Here is a 15167-nt window from a genome sequence, read left to right on the forward strand (position 1 = left end):
CCCGGGTTTCACTTCGTTTCACCCAAGCTACTTGTTAATAAGACGCATAAACGTTAGCAATGAACGCCTAGCTAGATGAAATTTAAATTTAAACTATTTATAATTGCGCATCATGCTTTCTCTTTATGTTAAACTACAGTACAAATAGATTATAAATTGTTCGAGAAAATCCGAGAAAGAAATTTTATTTATCGCTTAATAGGTTGTTAATATGGCATTTAATCCAACAGCTATCGAAAAGAAATTACTGCATTATACAGGCAAAGCGATTGCTGATTTTAATATGATACAGCGTGGCGACCGCGTTATGGTTTGTTTATCTGGTGGTAAAGATTCGTTTACTTTATTAACTTTATTGCATTTACTAAAGCAGCGCTCTAATCATAAATTCGAGTTATTTTCTTTTACGCTAGATCAGGCTCAGCCAGGTTGGGACGACAGCAAGGTTCATGCTTGGCTACAAAATAAAAAAATCCCTTATGAAATTTTAACACGCGATACCTATAGTATTGTTAAAGAAAAAATCCCCGAAGGAAAAACTTATTGTTCGCTATGCTCACGCTTACGCCGAGGTATTATTTATCGTTATGCAGAAGAACATGGTTTTAATAAAATTGCTCTAGGACATCATCGTGATGATCTAATCCGCACATTAATGATGTCCATTCTGTATAATGGCGATATTCGCTCAATGCCACCAAAGCTACTCAGTGATAATAAAAAGCACCTAGTTATTCGCCCATTATGCTATGTGCAAGAGCGTGATATTATTACCTATGCCAGTGAGCAGAGTTATCCAATTATTCCATGTACTTTATGTGGCTCTCAGGAGAACTTAGCACGTAAGAAAATTGGTAAATTAATTGATGAACTTGCAAAAGACAACCCTAAAATTCCAAGTAATATTTTACATGCTTTGCAAAGTGTTAAACCGAGTCAATTGATGGATCAGGATTTATGGCAATTTAAAAATCTGGAAAAACAGTTAATTATTAATAATAATTCCACAGCTGATGCTATTTTTCTAGATGAAGAAATTGATGTATTAGAGTCCTAATCTCAAGCCTTGTCCAGACAAAGAGCTGGATTGCTTCGCTGCGCTCGCAAAGACGAGTGGTTCTGGGATAGTTTAGCTAAATTCGTGCCGTCATTGCGAACCTTTACAAAGTAATGGTGAAGCAATCCAGAATCAGGCCTTGTTCAGCTAGCCTAGCCCCTTTACTTACAAACGGGAATTAAATCTTATTTTAGCTAATTTACATAGATCGCTTTAACCGCTTATTGTATCCATGCAACAATGCCTACTCGTAAAACGAACAATTTGAGTCAAATCCTTTATTTAAATGATTTTATCATTTTGATAAGTTAGAAAACAAAAAATACCTTTATTTACCTTTACCTTGTCCGTAAAGTAAAGAAATATTTCTTTCTTGTAAAGATTCACAAACTATTCAATTTGAGCTAGTATCCACATTAAGGTAATTAATTTACATTTAAATTATGAACGATGCTGTGCTAACAACCTTTCGTAGAGCTAAAATTTATCAACAGCGGCATTTAAAGTTTGATTTTGTCGCGGCAATAGTCGTTTTTTTAGTGGCGATTCCACTTTGTTTAGGGATTGCACTTGCTTCAGGCGCGCCGCTATTTTCAGGTATTGTCAGCGGTATTGTCGGCGGCATTGTTGTAGGCATCTTAAGTGGCTCGCAGGTAAGCGTCAGCGGCCCTGCTGCAGGCATGGCCGCTGTTGTCTTAGCAGCACTTACGCAACTAGGTGATTTTCATACTTTTCTCTTAGCATTAGTGCTAGCCGGTGTTTTTCAAGCGCTTGTTGGTGTATTGCGTGCAGGATTTATTGTTGAGTATGTGCCTTCAAATGTGGTACAAGGCCTACTGTGTGCTATCGGTATTTTATTGATTATAAAACAAATTCCTCTAGCATTTACGCTCTCTTCTGATCTTAAACAATTACAAGCACATTTGTTAGAAACCACCGAAGGCCTGACATTTAGCCCGTTGTATGAATTTTCACAGCATATTAATATGGGCGCTGCCATCATTTCTTTTATTTCATTTGCTATTTTAATTTATTTTGAAAAAACTAAATTAAAAATTTTGCAAGGTATTCCAGCACCTATTATCGTGGTAATCGCAGGTATTGTAATCAATGAAATATTTCTTAACAGTGGTTCATTTCTTGCACAAAACAATCCTCATTTAGTGAATATTCCTAAAAATGACGGATTTATTGACTTTTTCAGTCAGTTTCAGGCACCAAATTGGGCTGCCTGGACAAACCCTAAAGTTTATTTATATGCATTAATTATGGCTATTGTTGCTTCTCTAGAAAGCCTGCTTAACGTCAAAGCATCTGAAAAATTAGATCATAAAAGGCGTACTGCTTCTAAAGATCAAGAGCTACTTGCTCAAGGTACAGGTAACTTTATTTCAGGCTTACTAGGCGGACTACCCATTACGTCAGTCATTGTACGTACGTCTGTTAATATTCAAGCTGGTGCAAAAACCAAAGTAGCAACCGTTTTACACGGCTTATTATTATTTCTTGCGGTCCTTTTAATACCTGGTTGGCTTAATAAAATCCCGCTATCCTCACTCGCTGCTATTTTAATTTTTACAGGTTATAAATTAACTAAGCCTGCAATTTATAAATCATTGTATAATCAAGGCTTAGATAGATTTATTCCCTTTATTGCCACAGTTATTAGTATTGTTGTTTTTAATCTACTTGCCGGTATTTTAATTGGCTTAGGAATAAGCTTATTTTATATTTTAAAAACTAATAGCCAAGCTCGTTTAGATATTCTTAAAGAAGTCTATCCAACTGGTATAACCAATAGACTGGTCTTACCACAGCAAATTACCTTTTTAAACAAAGCCTCTTTAGTGGCTGAGCTTGACTCTATACCGAATAATTCGCAACTTATCATTGATGCGCGTTATACTCACTATATTGATAAAGAAATTGTTGAATTAATTAAAGAATTTCAACAAGAGCAAGCCCCACATAAACAAATCTCTTTAAACTTAATTGGTTTTAAAGAGCATTATGATATACATAATTATATCGATTTTATCACTGTAACAACTTACGATATACAAGCTACCCTCACGCCTGTTGAGGTACTAACGTTACTTAAAGAAGGCAATCAACGTTTCTTAAATGATACACACATCCATCGTAGCTCTAAAATTGATATTAAATACACAGCTCAAACCCAACATCCTATGGCCGTTGTTTTAGGATGCATTGACTCACGCGTCCCTGTAGAAACCATTTTTGATATGAGCTTTGGTGATTTATTTTGTATACGGGTAGCAGGTAACGTCGTAAATGATGATGTGCTGGCAAGCATTGAATATGCTTGTCATGTAGTAGGCGCTAAATTAATTGTGGTATTAGGCCATACGCGTTGCGGTGCTATTCAGGCAGCTTGTGATGGTGTTGAAAAAGGCCATATTACGCAATTATTAGCAAAAATAAAGCCTGCTATTAATGCAGAATTAGAAATCAAAGAAAACCGTACTAGTAAAAATACCAAATTTATCGCCAATGTTACGGCACTCAATATCGCCAATACGATGCATCAAATTTACCAAGATAGTGAAATTATTAAACTCATGATCGAGCAGGAAAGTATTGGTATGGTTGGCGCAATCTATGATGTCGAAAGTGGTAAGGTTCATTTTGAAGATTATTCAAATTACATAGCTCACTTAGGCAAAGCAAATGATGAAACCTTAGTCCATAAAACCCGCCCCATCATAGAACAGGCAAAAGAGTTTAATACAGCAGATTTAGGGAAATAAGTCAGAAAATTTTTATCACACTAGCATTTTTAATGGATACCGTGTTCAAGCCACGGTATTTCGATGAAATGATGTAGGTCAAAGAAAAAACGAATTACCGCGGCTTAACCGCGGTATCCAGTAATCTTTAAGCAGGTTTGATTATTATAATTTAGCTGCGGTCTCTACGAATTCAAATTAAACCCATCAAAAAGAAATATTGTCTGTCATTGCTTCAACCCAAACTTTTACCTTAGGCTGCATAAAACGTGCTGGATGATAAAAAATAAATACAGGTATAGCTGGCATCTGATAATCGGTGAGTATTTCTATTAATTCACCTGTTTTTAAGGCATCTGCCACTTGATAAGAATGTAGAACAACAATGCCTAAGCCCCGACAAGCGCAATCAACCATAGCGGTAGCATCATTTAAATATAATGTAGGCTTTAAAGAAACTGTTTCGCCATTAGTAAAAGTCCAAGAATCATTAGGCTTACGCATGCTGTGTGTGATATAGGCATGATGCGCTAAATCAGCGGGCTCTCGCGGAACTCCGGCTTGTTTAAGATAAGCAGGCGATGCACAAAAAATATAGCGCGTCGTGCCAATTTTCTTTTGGATGGAATTAGAAGCCACAGCCATCGACATACCAAAAACCACATCTAACTCTTCAGCCGGTAAGTGCGGTACTTGCTCAGCAATTTGTAAATCAAGGGTTATTTGAGGGTAGCGTTTTTGAAAACAAATCATACGGGGTAGAATTATTTTTTCTGCAAAAAACCGGGCACTTTTAACGCGAATTACACCTGCGGGCTCCGTTTTTGTTTTAGCAACCAGGTTGGTTGCTTGTTCTAATGAAAGTAAGACTTTTTGTATTTCTTGATAATAAAGTTCCCCTATTGCAGTCAACGTCACTCTACGGGTTGTGCGCTCAAATAACGCCACACCTAATTCTTTTTCTAATAAAGAAATCTGTTTACTGACGGCTGCCGCTGAAATATTTAACATGTGAGCTGCTGCTGTAAAATTACAATGCTGAGCTACTTTACAAAATGTCTGTATTAAGCCAAGTGTATTCACTCTATCTTCTATTTAAGTAATTTAAGGGCCTTCATTATTGTAACGTGTTCTTTTATTAAAATAAAAATGATAAATCGCAAATTACTGGCAATACCTATATAATGAGCACTTTGAACGTAATTAGGAACTGATATGCGCACCTCTCAATGGTTTTTAGCTACCCTCCGAGAAACGCCAAGCGATGCAGAAATAGTATCGCATCAGCTTATGCTGCGAGCTGGAATGATTCGCAAGCTAGGATCAGGCCTCTACACTTGGCTGCCGCTTGGATTACGTGTTTTACAAAAAGTTGAGCAAATTGTAAGAGAAGAAATGAATCGCGCCAATGCCATGGAAGTATTAATGCCTTCCATACAGCCTGCTGAATTATGGCAAGAAACAGGGCGTTGGGAAACTTTTGGTGGGCAGCTTTTAACAATGAAAGACAGTAATGACCGCGATTATTGTTATGGCCCTACCCATGAAGAAGTTATCACCGATTTAATGAGAAACGAGTTACGTTCATACAAGCAATTGCCTGCTAATTTTTATCAAATTCAAACTAAATTCCGTGATGAAATTCGCCCACGTTTTGGTGTCATGAGAGCACGCGAATTTATCATGAAAGATGCTTACTCGTTTCATTTGAACTATGAATCTTTACAACAAACTTATGAAGCCATGTATGCTGCTTATTGCCGAATTTTTGACCGCTTAGGCTTGCAGTATCGCGCTGTTGAAGCAGATACAGGTGCCATTGGGGGTTCTGCATCCCACGAGTTTCAAGTGTTAGCTGACTCAGGTGAGGATATTATTTTCTACAGTGATGAAAGTAATTATGCTGCCAATATTGAACAAGCAACCAGCTTAAACCCACCTCCTGCTCTTAAGCTACCTACTGAGTCAATGTCCTTAGTAGATACCAAAGGTAAGAAAACCATTAAAGAGGTCTGCGAGCATTTAAATATAACCCCTGAGCAAACCGTTAAAACATTGATTGTAGAGGGTTCAACACATCCTCTAGTTGCTTTGGTGTTAAGAGGTGATGATGAATTAAATGAAATTAAAGCAAGTAAGCATCCAATCCTAAAGTCGCCACTGCGTTTTGCTGATGATAAAACCATTGAATCCCTACTAGGTGCACCAATTGGCTCATTAGGCCCTGTTAATCTCCCTATTCCAAGTATTGTTGATCACAATGCACTTGCTCTGACCTCCTTTACCTGCGGGGCTAATCAGGCAGATAAACATTATATTCATGCCGCCTGGAACCGTGATGCATCTTATCAAGTTGCTTATGATTTAAGACAAGTTAAAGAAGGCGACCCAAGCCCAGATGGCCAAGGAACTTTGCATGCCTGCCGTGGTATTGAAGTAGGCCATGTTTTTCAATTAGGCGATAAATACGCAAAAGCCATGAATGCGAACGTACTTAATGAGGAAGGCGAGCTACACACCATGCTTATGGGTTGTTATGGCTTAGGCATTACTCGCGTGGTTGCTGCAGCAATTGAACAACATCACGATGAGCGTGGTATCATCTGGCCGGAAGCGCTCGCACCTTTTAGAGTTGTTCTCATTCCAATTAATGGCCATCGCTCACCTGCAGTACAAGAAATCACTGAGAAACTTTACCAGGAATTAACTAGTTTAGGGATAGAAACTCTTTTAGACGACCGCAATGAGCGCCCAGGCGTTTTATTCGCTGATTGTGATTTAATCGGCATACCGCATCGAATTGTAATTAGTGAGCGTCATTTGCAGCAGCAAGTGATTGAATACAAAGCACGCAATAAAACAGACGTGGAGTTACTTTCGCTAGATAGTTTAGCTAATTTCTTTAAGGAATTAAGCGCTAGTTAACTGATTAAAGAAGAGCCTTTATGCTTTAGTCTAATTAGCCTAAAGCTAAAGGCCTCAACCAGATTAAGGTTATAAAACCCAAAACTTTCTCTAAAAAGCGTTTCTTCTAATTATTAAAAATACCATAAACTACTAGCCTTGCCTAAACATTAAATTTATCAGCAGCTCTGCACTCATTTTTCTGATTAAAATATACTCTAATAGTTTCATCAAAAAATAATTTTATTTATAGTTATCCATATTTCCTTAATATTAAACAGTTAATATAGTTAGAATTTAGTTAAATTTAAGAGAGAGGAACGTATGGCTATTGTTTACACGGGTAATGGTAACGAAGCTAAGCAAAAGATGGGTCTTAGTCCGGAAGATAGAGAGAATTATATAGGAAAGTTTTACACTCACATGGAAGAACTCTGCCAAAATCAACTTAAAGCTTATAAAGCCTGGAAAAAAGAAGAGCCTGAGGATGGCCAAGAATTTCCTTTACTGAGAAATAAGCATGGGGAGTTTACAGATAAAATTGAAGAGATGATGGAGTGTCTTACAGAATATTCAGTTGCCTACCAAGATGATGACGGACAATTTTGTCGATTTTCGATTGCGACTTCTACCATTAACCCCAATTATTGGATGATTTCTATCGTTAAGGGGCCCGAGCACACACCTGAAGATCAAGTTGTTACTCTTCTTGTTAATCCTGATTTTACTGATGCTAAAAACAAACAGCCCAATCCAATATTACCTGGAAGTGGGCAGGTAGCTGTAGATAAGCTACTCTTCGAACTAGCAACAGCATTAAATAGTGCTGAGAAATATGAAGAGTTTATTATAACTAATAACCTTTTAAGGCGACTAGGCGCAGAATGCTTCGTAAATGCGCAAGCACTCCAAGATTTACAAAATATTGAACGACCAGATTTATCCTCTCTTATTTCTTACGAATTGCCAGAAACTAACGATGATCAAGTTGAAGAAGCTATAGTACAACCTTCTATTCAACAACAACCTCGTGTCATTGAAGATAACGATGAGGAAGATGAAAGCCTATTTACTAAAGCTAAAGCGATAGCTGCCAAAATAACTGCTGTTGGCATACCGGCTGCCATTGGTGCTGCAATCGGCTCACTGTTTATGCCTGGTGTTGGTACTATTATCGGTGGAGTAATTTGTGGTGGCGGTGCTGCGGCACTTGGCTTAAGTGGCGTAGGCCTCTATGAATTGTATAAGAAAAATTCGGGGAGAGGAACTGCACTAACCATTACCGGTGGCGCTGGTGTAGGTGCGGCAGTTGGTGCTATCTTAGGTTCGCTTATTCCTATCCCAGGCGTTGGTACCTTGTTTGGTATGGCCATCGGCGCGGGCGTGGGTTTAGCTGTAGGTATGGCTATTGGTGCGGGTCTTGCAACATTTGGGAAATGGCTAGCTAAAGAGCCGTGGGAAAGAGAATCGGCTAACGTTTTAGGGGTTCCCTCTGATGATGATTCTGATTATGATATTGTTAAGCCGGGTAAAACCAAGAACCCTTTCTCAGCATTACATAATGCTAGTCACGATGTAGGTAGTCAATCTGATCCATCCTTTGAAGAGCAGCGAACTAGCTATAGTGTATTACACAAAAAGCCTCCGGTGGTTGCGAAGAAACAAGAAACCGTGCCAGATTTTGTTTCAGGTTTCTTCTAAAGATTGGTAAAGGCCTTAGGCAAAATTATTCCTCTAAATAAGTAAACCAGCTATGATATCCTAGAATAGCATGGCTGGTTTTTTTATTTAAATCAAAACTCGTAACTTCTATCATTAATAATTGAAAACAAAGCTTGCAATATATTACTCCTTTAATTAACCGACAAAACACTCGCTAGCAACTGGCGCGTATACTCCTGTTGAGGATGAGAAAAAATAGCCTCACATGTCCCTTCTTCTATGATTTTACCGTCCTTCATCACCAAGACATCATCGGCAAAGTACGCAACGACCGCCATATTATGGGTAATAAATAGATAAGATATGCCTAATTCAAGTTGCAAATTTTTTAATAAATTTAATAGCTGTGCTTGCACGGATACGTCTAAGGCGCTGGTAGGTTCATCACAAATTAAAATGTCAGGTTCACTGGCTAGCGCACGCGCGATACAAATACGCTGCCGTTGGCCGCCTGAGAATTGATGCGGGTAGCGCTCAAGACTCGTTTTGGGTAAATTAACTTGCTCTAATAATTGCAATTGCCTGCGTTTGATGACAGCCTTTGCCATGCCCTGCGCAATCATCCCTTCGGCAATAATATCACTGATGGTTAAACGTGGATTTAAAGAAGAATAAGGATCTTGGAAAATGATTTGTACCCGTTTACGATAGTCTTTTAAACTGCTTCCATGTAACGTTTGTATTGGCTGGCCACGGTAATTGATTTCACCGGCGGTAATGGGCAATAAACGGAGCAATGCCCGACTAACCGTTGTTTTACCACAACCTGATTCGCCAACTAAAGCCAGTGTTTTACCTTTATAAAGATTTAACGAGACTCCATCGACTGCTTTAATAAGCTTACGCTTGCGTTTTAATAGCCCATGACCTGCTTGGTAATGAACTTTGAGATTGGTGACTGCAAGTAATAATTCATGGTTGCTCAAACCCGTAAGCAAGTCTTTCTCTGCTTGCGGTAGCGGAGGCGGTTGTTTATGGGTAGGGTAAAGATGACAACGGACCAAGTGATTATCGAGATTTTGTAGAGCGGGTATCTCAGTAGGACAGGGAGAAAAAGCATGGGCACAACGCGGATGAAAGCGGCAGCCTGAAGGCAGGTTTTCCAGGGTAGGCACGCTGCCAGCAATCATTTGTAAGGGTTGATGCCGTTTATGATAACTCGGGATAGAAGCCAGTAATTGTTGTGAATAAGGATGTTTGACTTGTCTAAAAAAATCAACAATCGTTGCTTCTTCTACTAAATGCCCGGCATACATCACACAAACCCTATCTGCCATCGCCTTCACCACCGCTAAATCATGTGTAATTAATAAAATACTCATGTGATGTTCGCGCTGTAATTTTTTAAGTAGCGCTAAAATTTGTGCCTGTATTACCACATCCAAGGCGGTTGTAGGTTCATCAGCAATTAAGATATCGGGGTTGTTCGCTAAGGCCATGGCAATCACGATACGCTGTTTTTGACCGCCTGAAAGTTGGTGCGGGTATTGGCGTAAACGCAAGCTAGGATCTGGGATTTCTACAGTAGTTAATAAATCAAGCATGCGTTGCCTAAGTGCTGCAGTGCTTAATGATTGATGTTGCAATAAGGCTTCCGCTAATTGCTCTTCAATGCGTAAAACAGGATTTAAAGCCGTCATTGGCTCTTGGAAAACAATTGCTACCTTTTTTCCTCTTAGGCTTCGCATGTTACTTTCAGGAAGGGCTAAGATATCCTGGCTACCTACATTGATTGTGCTTCTTTCACCATAGCCTGCATTATTGGGTAGCAGGCGCATAATAGCTAGCGCAGTTAACGACTTGCCACAACCTGATTCACCGAGCAGCGCTAAGGTTTCACCGGGCTTTAGGTCAAGGTTCATGTTATCGACAGCAGTTGTTATGCCACGGTCAGTTTGAAAGCCAACTTTAAGACAATTAACACGAGCAAGTTCAGTCATAATTAACCACTTAAGTCCTAAATTTATTGTCTATTTTTTGTAGATAGGTTTGGGTTGTTTTTGTTATTAATTTCGCTAATTGTTGTAAACAAATCGACTTAATTGACGTAGGCCGCCAATATAGCGCCACTGTACGCACCGGTGCGGGCTTTGCAAATGGAATAATAAATAATGACTTATTAGGGGCACCTTGAGTTGCGAGTGCCGGAATTAAAGTAACGCCTGCTCCTGTTTGTACCATAAGCCGTAATGTTTCTAAACTTGTCGCTGTAAAATCAATTTTAGTTTCTATTTGAGCTGATTGACACAAGGCCATAGCCTGTTCTCGTAAACAATGGCCTTCTGCCAATAGCATGACGGGTTGACCTTGTAGTTGCTCTAAATGAATAGATTGATAATGATGTAAGCTTGATGTTTCTGAACAAACAAAATAAAAAGGCTCATCAAACAGATTATGTTGGATTAAATCACTTTTAACCGGCGTTGCCATTAGGGCCGCATCCAATTGACCTTGAGTTAGCATCGCGGTCAATACATCTGTTTTCTCTTCAATTAACCAAATTCTGAGCCTTGGAAATTTTTTCTGAATATCAGGCATGACTAAAGGCAATAAATACGGCGCTAAGGTAGGTATGACCCCTAAGCGTATTTCACCTGCAAATGGATCAGCACTTGCACGTGCTAACTCCTTCATTTCAGCCACTTGATTGAGAATGGCTTGTGCATGCTTAACAAGCAATTCGCCTTGCTCAGTTAACATCACTTGTTTATTGTTACGTTCGAAAAGGACTAGATCTAATTCCTCTTCTAACTTTTTGATTTGCATACTAAGTGTCGGCTGACTAACAAAACATAACTTAGCAGCCTCACCAAAATGCTGAACTTTGGCTAAAACAACAAAATAATGCAAATCACGTAGGTTCATCCATTACCTTTTTCTTTTGTTTGCCCTGCTTGCTCGATGGCGTAATCATCAATATCTTCATAATTAATCGCACAAAAACCAGGCATAGCCCCAGCCGTAATCCCTATAATCAATTGCTGGCTTTCGTTAATTTTATAAAGTAAATTTTCAAAAGATAAATTAACTTTTGGCGATGGAACATGAATATGCCATAAATTTTCTTTTTCTTGTTGCGTGGTTATAAATTGCGACATGGTCACCGGTGTACCTTGCTCATTGCGCCAACCTGCTATAGAACCTCGAATGGTATCTGACTCTTGCAAGCTTACCGAGTATAAAGCACTGCCATCATTAAAATTACAAAGAACAGATTTTAATGAATGCGGAATCGGCTGAGGTTTATTAACCCAAATTTGCCTAAACCAAGCTTTTTTAGCGGTAACAAAGAGTTCTTTACTTTCACCTGCTTGAATATGGCCATTTAAACGACCGGTTTGGTCAATAAGAAACTCAACACCTGAACGCAATTCTTTCTGCTTAGAGGCAGTTTGAGCTAAGCCCAGCATATCTACTTTAAAGTTAAAACCTGTTTTCTTTTTATCCTTAACACCAAAAACCCAACTGCTATTAATAGGATTAAACCGTAAAAAAAGATTGCCTACTTGCCAATGAGTAAGCTCAGGATTTTTAATAAGGGTATTACTCTCTTCATAAACTAATACTGTTTTTGACTGGGCATCAATAACGGTTGCTAAACCATGAAACCTGTCATAATTACGTTGTATCTCAAAAAAATAAATATAGCGCTCGCCACTTTCATTAGTGACTGTGCCTGCAAAAGCCCAATCTGCTTGTGGCACATGTAAGGAAGGAATAGTTTGCAGAGCGAGAGGCTCATCATTCGCTACAGGCTCTATGGCTTGCGCAGCTAGCAGCCGCCCGCTTAACATTAAGTAAAGAACCAATAATAAAATACAAGCTCGAATCTGTTTCATGTTAACACTAACCCTTTAATTTGCTCATGTGACCATAATGCAGTCCAAAACGCATCACTTAATTTAGCGTCTACTGGCAAAAAGTACCAGGAATCCTTTGCAAAATCTTGGCATTTAACAGCATCTTTCGCAGTCATAATTACATTTTCTTCTGCAAATGTTAGCTGCTCCGCTCTAAATGCATGATGATCCGGGAAGGAATAACTGTTAAATGTAATGCCCATATTAGTGAGCGTAGTATAAAATCGCTGTGGATGCCCAATTGCGGCAACAGCGGCAGTCGGGCCGATTAGCTCATGCGGGCTAATCGCGTGGCCGGTCGCTATATTAATTAATTTACCGGGTTGTAAGGTCATTGAGTAAGCATCAGACCATTTACCACCATTTACAATTAGAAAATCAGCTTCTTTTAGGCGTTTAGGATGCTCACGTAAAGGCCCTGCTGGTAAGCACAAACCATTTCCTAAACCTCGCAAACCATCAATAACTAGGATTTCAAGTTGACGCCCCATGGCATAATGCTGCAGACCATCATCACTAATGATAATTTGACTTTGATAGCGCTCTAGTAAGTAACGTACTGCTTCTACTCGTTTTGGCGCGATTACCACAGGGCAATCTGTATTTTGCGCTAAAAGTAAAGGCTCGTCCCCCACAAGATGTGCATTATCAGTTTTCTTAACGTCATAAGGAAAATGATTCACGCGAGCCCCATACCCACGGCTTACAATGCCTACCTTTAACCCTTTGTCTTTGAGCGCTTGTGCTAAGGCTATGACTAAGGGAGTTTTACCTACACCACCGACAGTTAAATTGCCCACGACAATAATAGGAACCGGAAAATGCTGCTGCTTGAAGCGCTCTAAATAAAAACGCCGCCAGCCTACCACATGCTGATAACAGAAAGATAATGGCCATAATAACCAACGCAGTGGATGCTGGCCATACCATAACGTTTCTAAACTACGTTGCATGAAGGAGAAAATCCTTTTTATCTGCCGTGGTTAAGCTTTGGGTACGATATAATTGCGCATAATGGCCTTTCTTTTCAATTAACTCCTGGTGAGTACCCTGCTCAACAATACGCCCTTGATGCATAACCAAAATTTTATGAGCACGTTTGATTGTAGAGAGGCGGTGCGCAATAACTAAGGTTGTTCTATTTTGCATGACTTCTTGTAACGCTGCTTGAATGTAAGATTCAGACTCACTGTCAAGTGCTGATGTGGCCTCATCAAGTATTAAAATAGGCGCATCCTTTAAAATAGCACGCGCAATCGCTAAACGCTGCCTTTGTCCCCCGGACAATAAAATACCATTTTCACCAATTTTAGTATCGTAGCCATCTGGTAGGCGTGTAATAAACTCATCCGCATAAGCAAGTTTAGCCGCAGCGATAACCTCAGCCCGGCTGACATCAAAACGCCCATACGCAATATTATTCGCTAACGTGTCATTAAATAAGGTCACTTGTTGGCTAACCAGCGCTATTTGTTTTCTTAAGCCGGTTAGCGAAATGTCTTTAGTAGGAATATCGTCTAAGAGGATCTGGCCGCAATTTAGCTCATAAAAACGTGGTAATAAACTTGCAATAGTCGTTTTACCACTACCTGAATGCCCTACTAAAGCGACTGTTTCACCGGGATTAATGGAAAAACTTACCTCATGCAAAACCGGCAAACCATCTCGATAAGCATACGTGACTTTATCAAATACAATAGCTCCTTTTGCACGCTCTACTAATTCCATCCCCCTATCTTGCTCAATCGGTTTATCAAGCAACGTAAATACACTTTCTGCACCCGCTAAGCCTTTTTGAATTGTTGCATTTAACGTAGTCAAGGTTTTTATCGGTTTAATCAATTGCAACATCGCAGCAATAATTGCTAAAAATGAGCCCGCTGTAATTGTAATGGCTGTAGCAAGTTCAATCGCCACAAAGATAATTAAGGCAATACCTAAAGCAATAATAAATTGTACCCCAGATACGTTAATGGCCTTGCTAATAGCAACTTTCATGTCATTTAGTCTTGACGCTTCCGTGGCTTGCTTAAATTTTTCCATTTCATAGCGCTCACCGCCAAAAATACGCACCACTCGATAGCCCTCAATCGCTTCCGCAGCAATCTCAGTTACCTGTCCCATCGTTTTTTGTACCTTATGGCTAATACGCCTGATACGTTTATTCGTGAAATTAACAATAATGCCAACAAAAGGAATGGTTAATAAAAACATTAAAGACAATTGCCAACTGATAATCATCATTACGGTTAATAAGCCAATAACTAAACAAGTATTTTGCACAAAGTCGGTTAACGCATCTGCGCTAACTTGCGCAACTTGTTCAACATCATAAAGAATTTTAGACAATAATTGGCCTGAGGTTGCTTGATCGTAATAATCAGACGGTAATTTAATAATATGAGAAAAAACATGTTGCCTAAGCACTTTTACAACCGATCGAGCCACCCAGGTCATACAATAACTGCCTAGCGAGCTGACTAAACCGCGAATAGTAATCCCTATTAAAACCAAAATTGGAATTTTTTTGACAAATTCCATATCGATATTAATAAAGCTTTTATCAAGGAAAGGACGCATCATATAAGTAAAACCTGCGTCTATTAATGAGTAAACGATGTTTGCTAAAATACCTACAAGTAACACCGGCCAGAAAGGTTTAACGTAAGTTAAAAGCCGCCAATAAAGAAAGCTTGTTTTACTAGATAACGTTTGAGTCATGCAAGAATAAGTACGCAGAAAATTGAGATTGTAGCTTTAAACCCCGATAGTGCCAAGTTTATTATCATCAGCAAATAATAAGGTAAAGTGATTTCATTTCCGCTTAGGTGGCGATCTAAAGAAGTAGCCTGGGTGAAATGAAGTGCCCTCAGA

At 39.2% G+C, this 15167-nt stretch carries 10 protein-coding genes; 4 read left to right on the forward strand and 6 right to left on the reverse strand.

What is annotated here, in order from left to right; genetic code table 11:
* Positions 1-211 precede the first annotated feature (211 nt).
* Entirely contained in the window at positions 212-1057 is an 846-nt protein-coding gene (gene ttcA, locus DYE47_RS10510; RefSeq protein WP_115303226.1) for a tRNA 2-thiocytidine(32) synthetase TtcA, read from the forward strand.
* A 443-nt stretch (positions 1058-1500) separates the two neighbouring features.
* Entirely contained in the window at positions 1501-3828 is a 2328-nt protein-coding gene (locus tag DYE47_RS10515) for a bifunctional SulP family inorganic anion transporter/carbonic anhydrase (RefSeq protein WP_115303227.1), read from the forward strand.
* Between the two features lie 186 nt (positions 3829-4014).
* On the opposite strand, the gene DYE47_RS10520 is transcribed toward DYE47_RS10515, so the two are convergent.
* Positions 4015-4890, reverse strand: coding sequence for a LysR family transcriptional regulator (locus tag DYE47_RS10520; protein WP_115303228.1), 876 nt, complete (start codon positions 4888-4890; stop codon positions 4015-4017).
* 132 nt (positions 4891-5022) lie between these two features.
* Here DYE47_RS10520 and DYE47_RS10525 point away from each other — a divergent pair, with 132 nt between their 5' ends.
* The gene (locus tag DYE47_RS10525) at positions 5023-6732 is read left to right on the forward strand and encodes a proline--tRNA ligase (protein WP_115303229.1); all 1710 of its coding nucleotides are present in this window, start codon (positions 5023-5025) and stop codon (positions 6730-6732) included.
* A 303-nt stretch (positions 6733-7035) separates the two neighbouring features.
* A complete protein-coding gene (locus tag DYE47_RS10530; protein ID WP_115303230.1) occupies positions 7036-8412 on the forward strand; it encodes a glycine zipper family protein in 1377 nt (458 codons plus the stop codon).
* Between the two features lie 152 nt (positions 8413-8564).
* Here DYE47_RS10530 and DYE47_RS10535 read toward each other — a convergent pair whose 3' ends face one another.
* From DYE47_RS10535 to msbA, 5 genes are read right to left on the reverse strand one after another with little or no spacing between them, the layout of a single operon-like run.
* Positions 8565-10373, reverse strand: coding sequence for an ABC transporter ATP-binding protein (locus tag DYE47_RS10535; protein ID WP_115303231.1), 1809 nt, complete (start codon positions 10371-10373; stop codon positions 8565-8567).
* Positions 10374-10383: 10 nt separating this feature from the next.
* The gene (locus DYE47_RS10540) at positions 10384-11298 is read right to left on the reverse strand and encodes a LysR substrate-binding domain-containing protein (protein WP_115303232.1); all 915 of its coding nucleotides are present in this window, start codon (positions 11296-11298) and stop codon (positions 10384-10386) included.
* A complete protein-coding gene (locus tag DYE47_RS10545; protein WP_115303233.1) occupies positions 11295-12272 on the reverse strand; it encodes a hypothetical protein in 978 nt (325 codons plus the stop codon). Before DYE47_RS10545 ends, DYE47_RS10540 begins: the two co-directional genes overlap by 4 nt.
* Positions 12269-13246: a tetraacyldisaccharide 4'-kinase gene (gene lpxK / locus DYE47_RS10550; RefSeq protein ID WP_115303234.1), complete on the reverse strand. Its 978-nt coding sequence runs from the start codon at positions 13244-13246 to the stop codon at positions 12269-12271. Before lpxK ends, DYE47_RS10545 begins: the two co-directional genes overlap by 4 nt.
* Positions 13236-15014, reverse strand: coding sequence for a lipid A export permease/ATP-binding protein MsbA (gene msbA, locus DYE47_RS10555; RefSeq protein WP_115303235.1), 1779 nt, complete (start codon positions 15012-15014; stop codon positions 13236-13238). Before msbA ends, lpxK begins: the two co-directional genes overlap by 11 nt.
* Positions 15015-15167: the final 153 nt, after the last annotated feature.

The sequence above is a fragment of the Legionella beliardensis genome (assembly GCF_900452395.1).
Lineage (GTDB): Bacteria > Pseudomonadota > Gammaproteobacteria > Legionellales > Legionellaceae > Legionella_C > Legionella_C beliardensis.

What these genes read in the sequence shown, in the direction of transcription:
- DYE47_RS10545 (WP_115303233.1), bottom strand. Translation starts at nt 12,272, where the DNA reads ATGAAACAGATTCGAGCTTGTATTTTATTATTGGTTCTTTACTTAATG.
- DYE47_RS10515 (WP_115303227.1), top strand. Translation starts at nt 1,501, where the DNA reads ATGAACGATGCTGTGCTAACAACCTTTCGTAGAGCTAAAATTTATCAA.
- DYE47_RS10530 (WP_115303230.1), top strand. Translation starts at nt 7,036, where the DNA reads ATGGCTATTGTTTACACGGGTAATGGTAACGAAGCTAAGCAAAAGATG.
- msbA (WP_115303235.1), bottom strand. Translation starts at nt 15,014, where the DNA reads ATGACTCAAACGTTATCTAGTAAAACAAGCTTTCTTTATTGGCGGCTT.
- DYE47_RS10540 (WP_115303232.1), bottom strand. Translation starts at nt 11,298, where the DNA reads ATGAACCTACGTGATTTGCATTATTTTGTTGTTTTAGCCAAAGTTCAG.
- lpxK (WP_115303234.1), bottom strand. Translation starts at nt 13,246, where the DNA reads ATGCAACGTAGTTTAGAAACGTTATGGTATGGCCAGCATCCACTGCGT.
- ttcA (WP_115303226.1), top strand. Translation starts at nt 212, where the DNA reads ATGGCATTTAATCCAACAGCTATCGAAAAGAAATTACTGCATTATACA.
- DYE47_RS10525 (WP_115303229.1), top strand. Translation starts at nt 5,023, where the DNA reads ATGCGCACCTCTCAATGGTTTTTAGCTACCCTCCGAGAAACGCCAAGC.
- DYE47_RS10535 (WP_115303231.1), bottom strand. Translation starts at nt 10,373, where the DNA reads ATGACTGAACTTGCTCGTGTTAATTGTCTTAAAGTTGGCTTTCAAACT.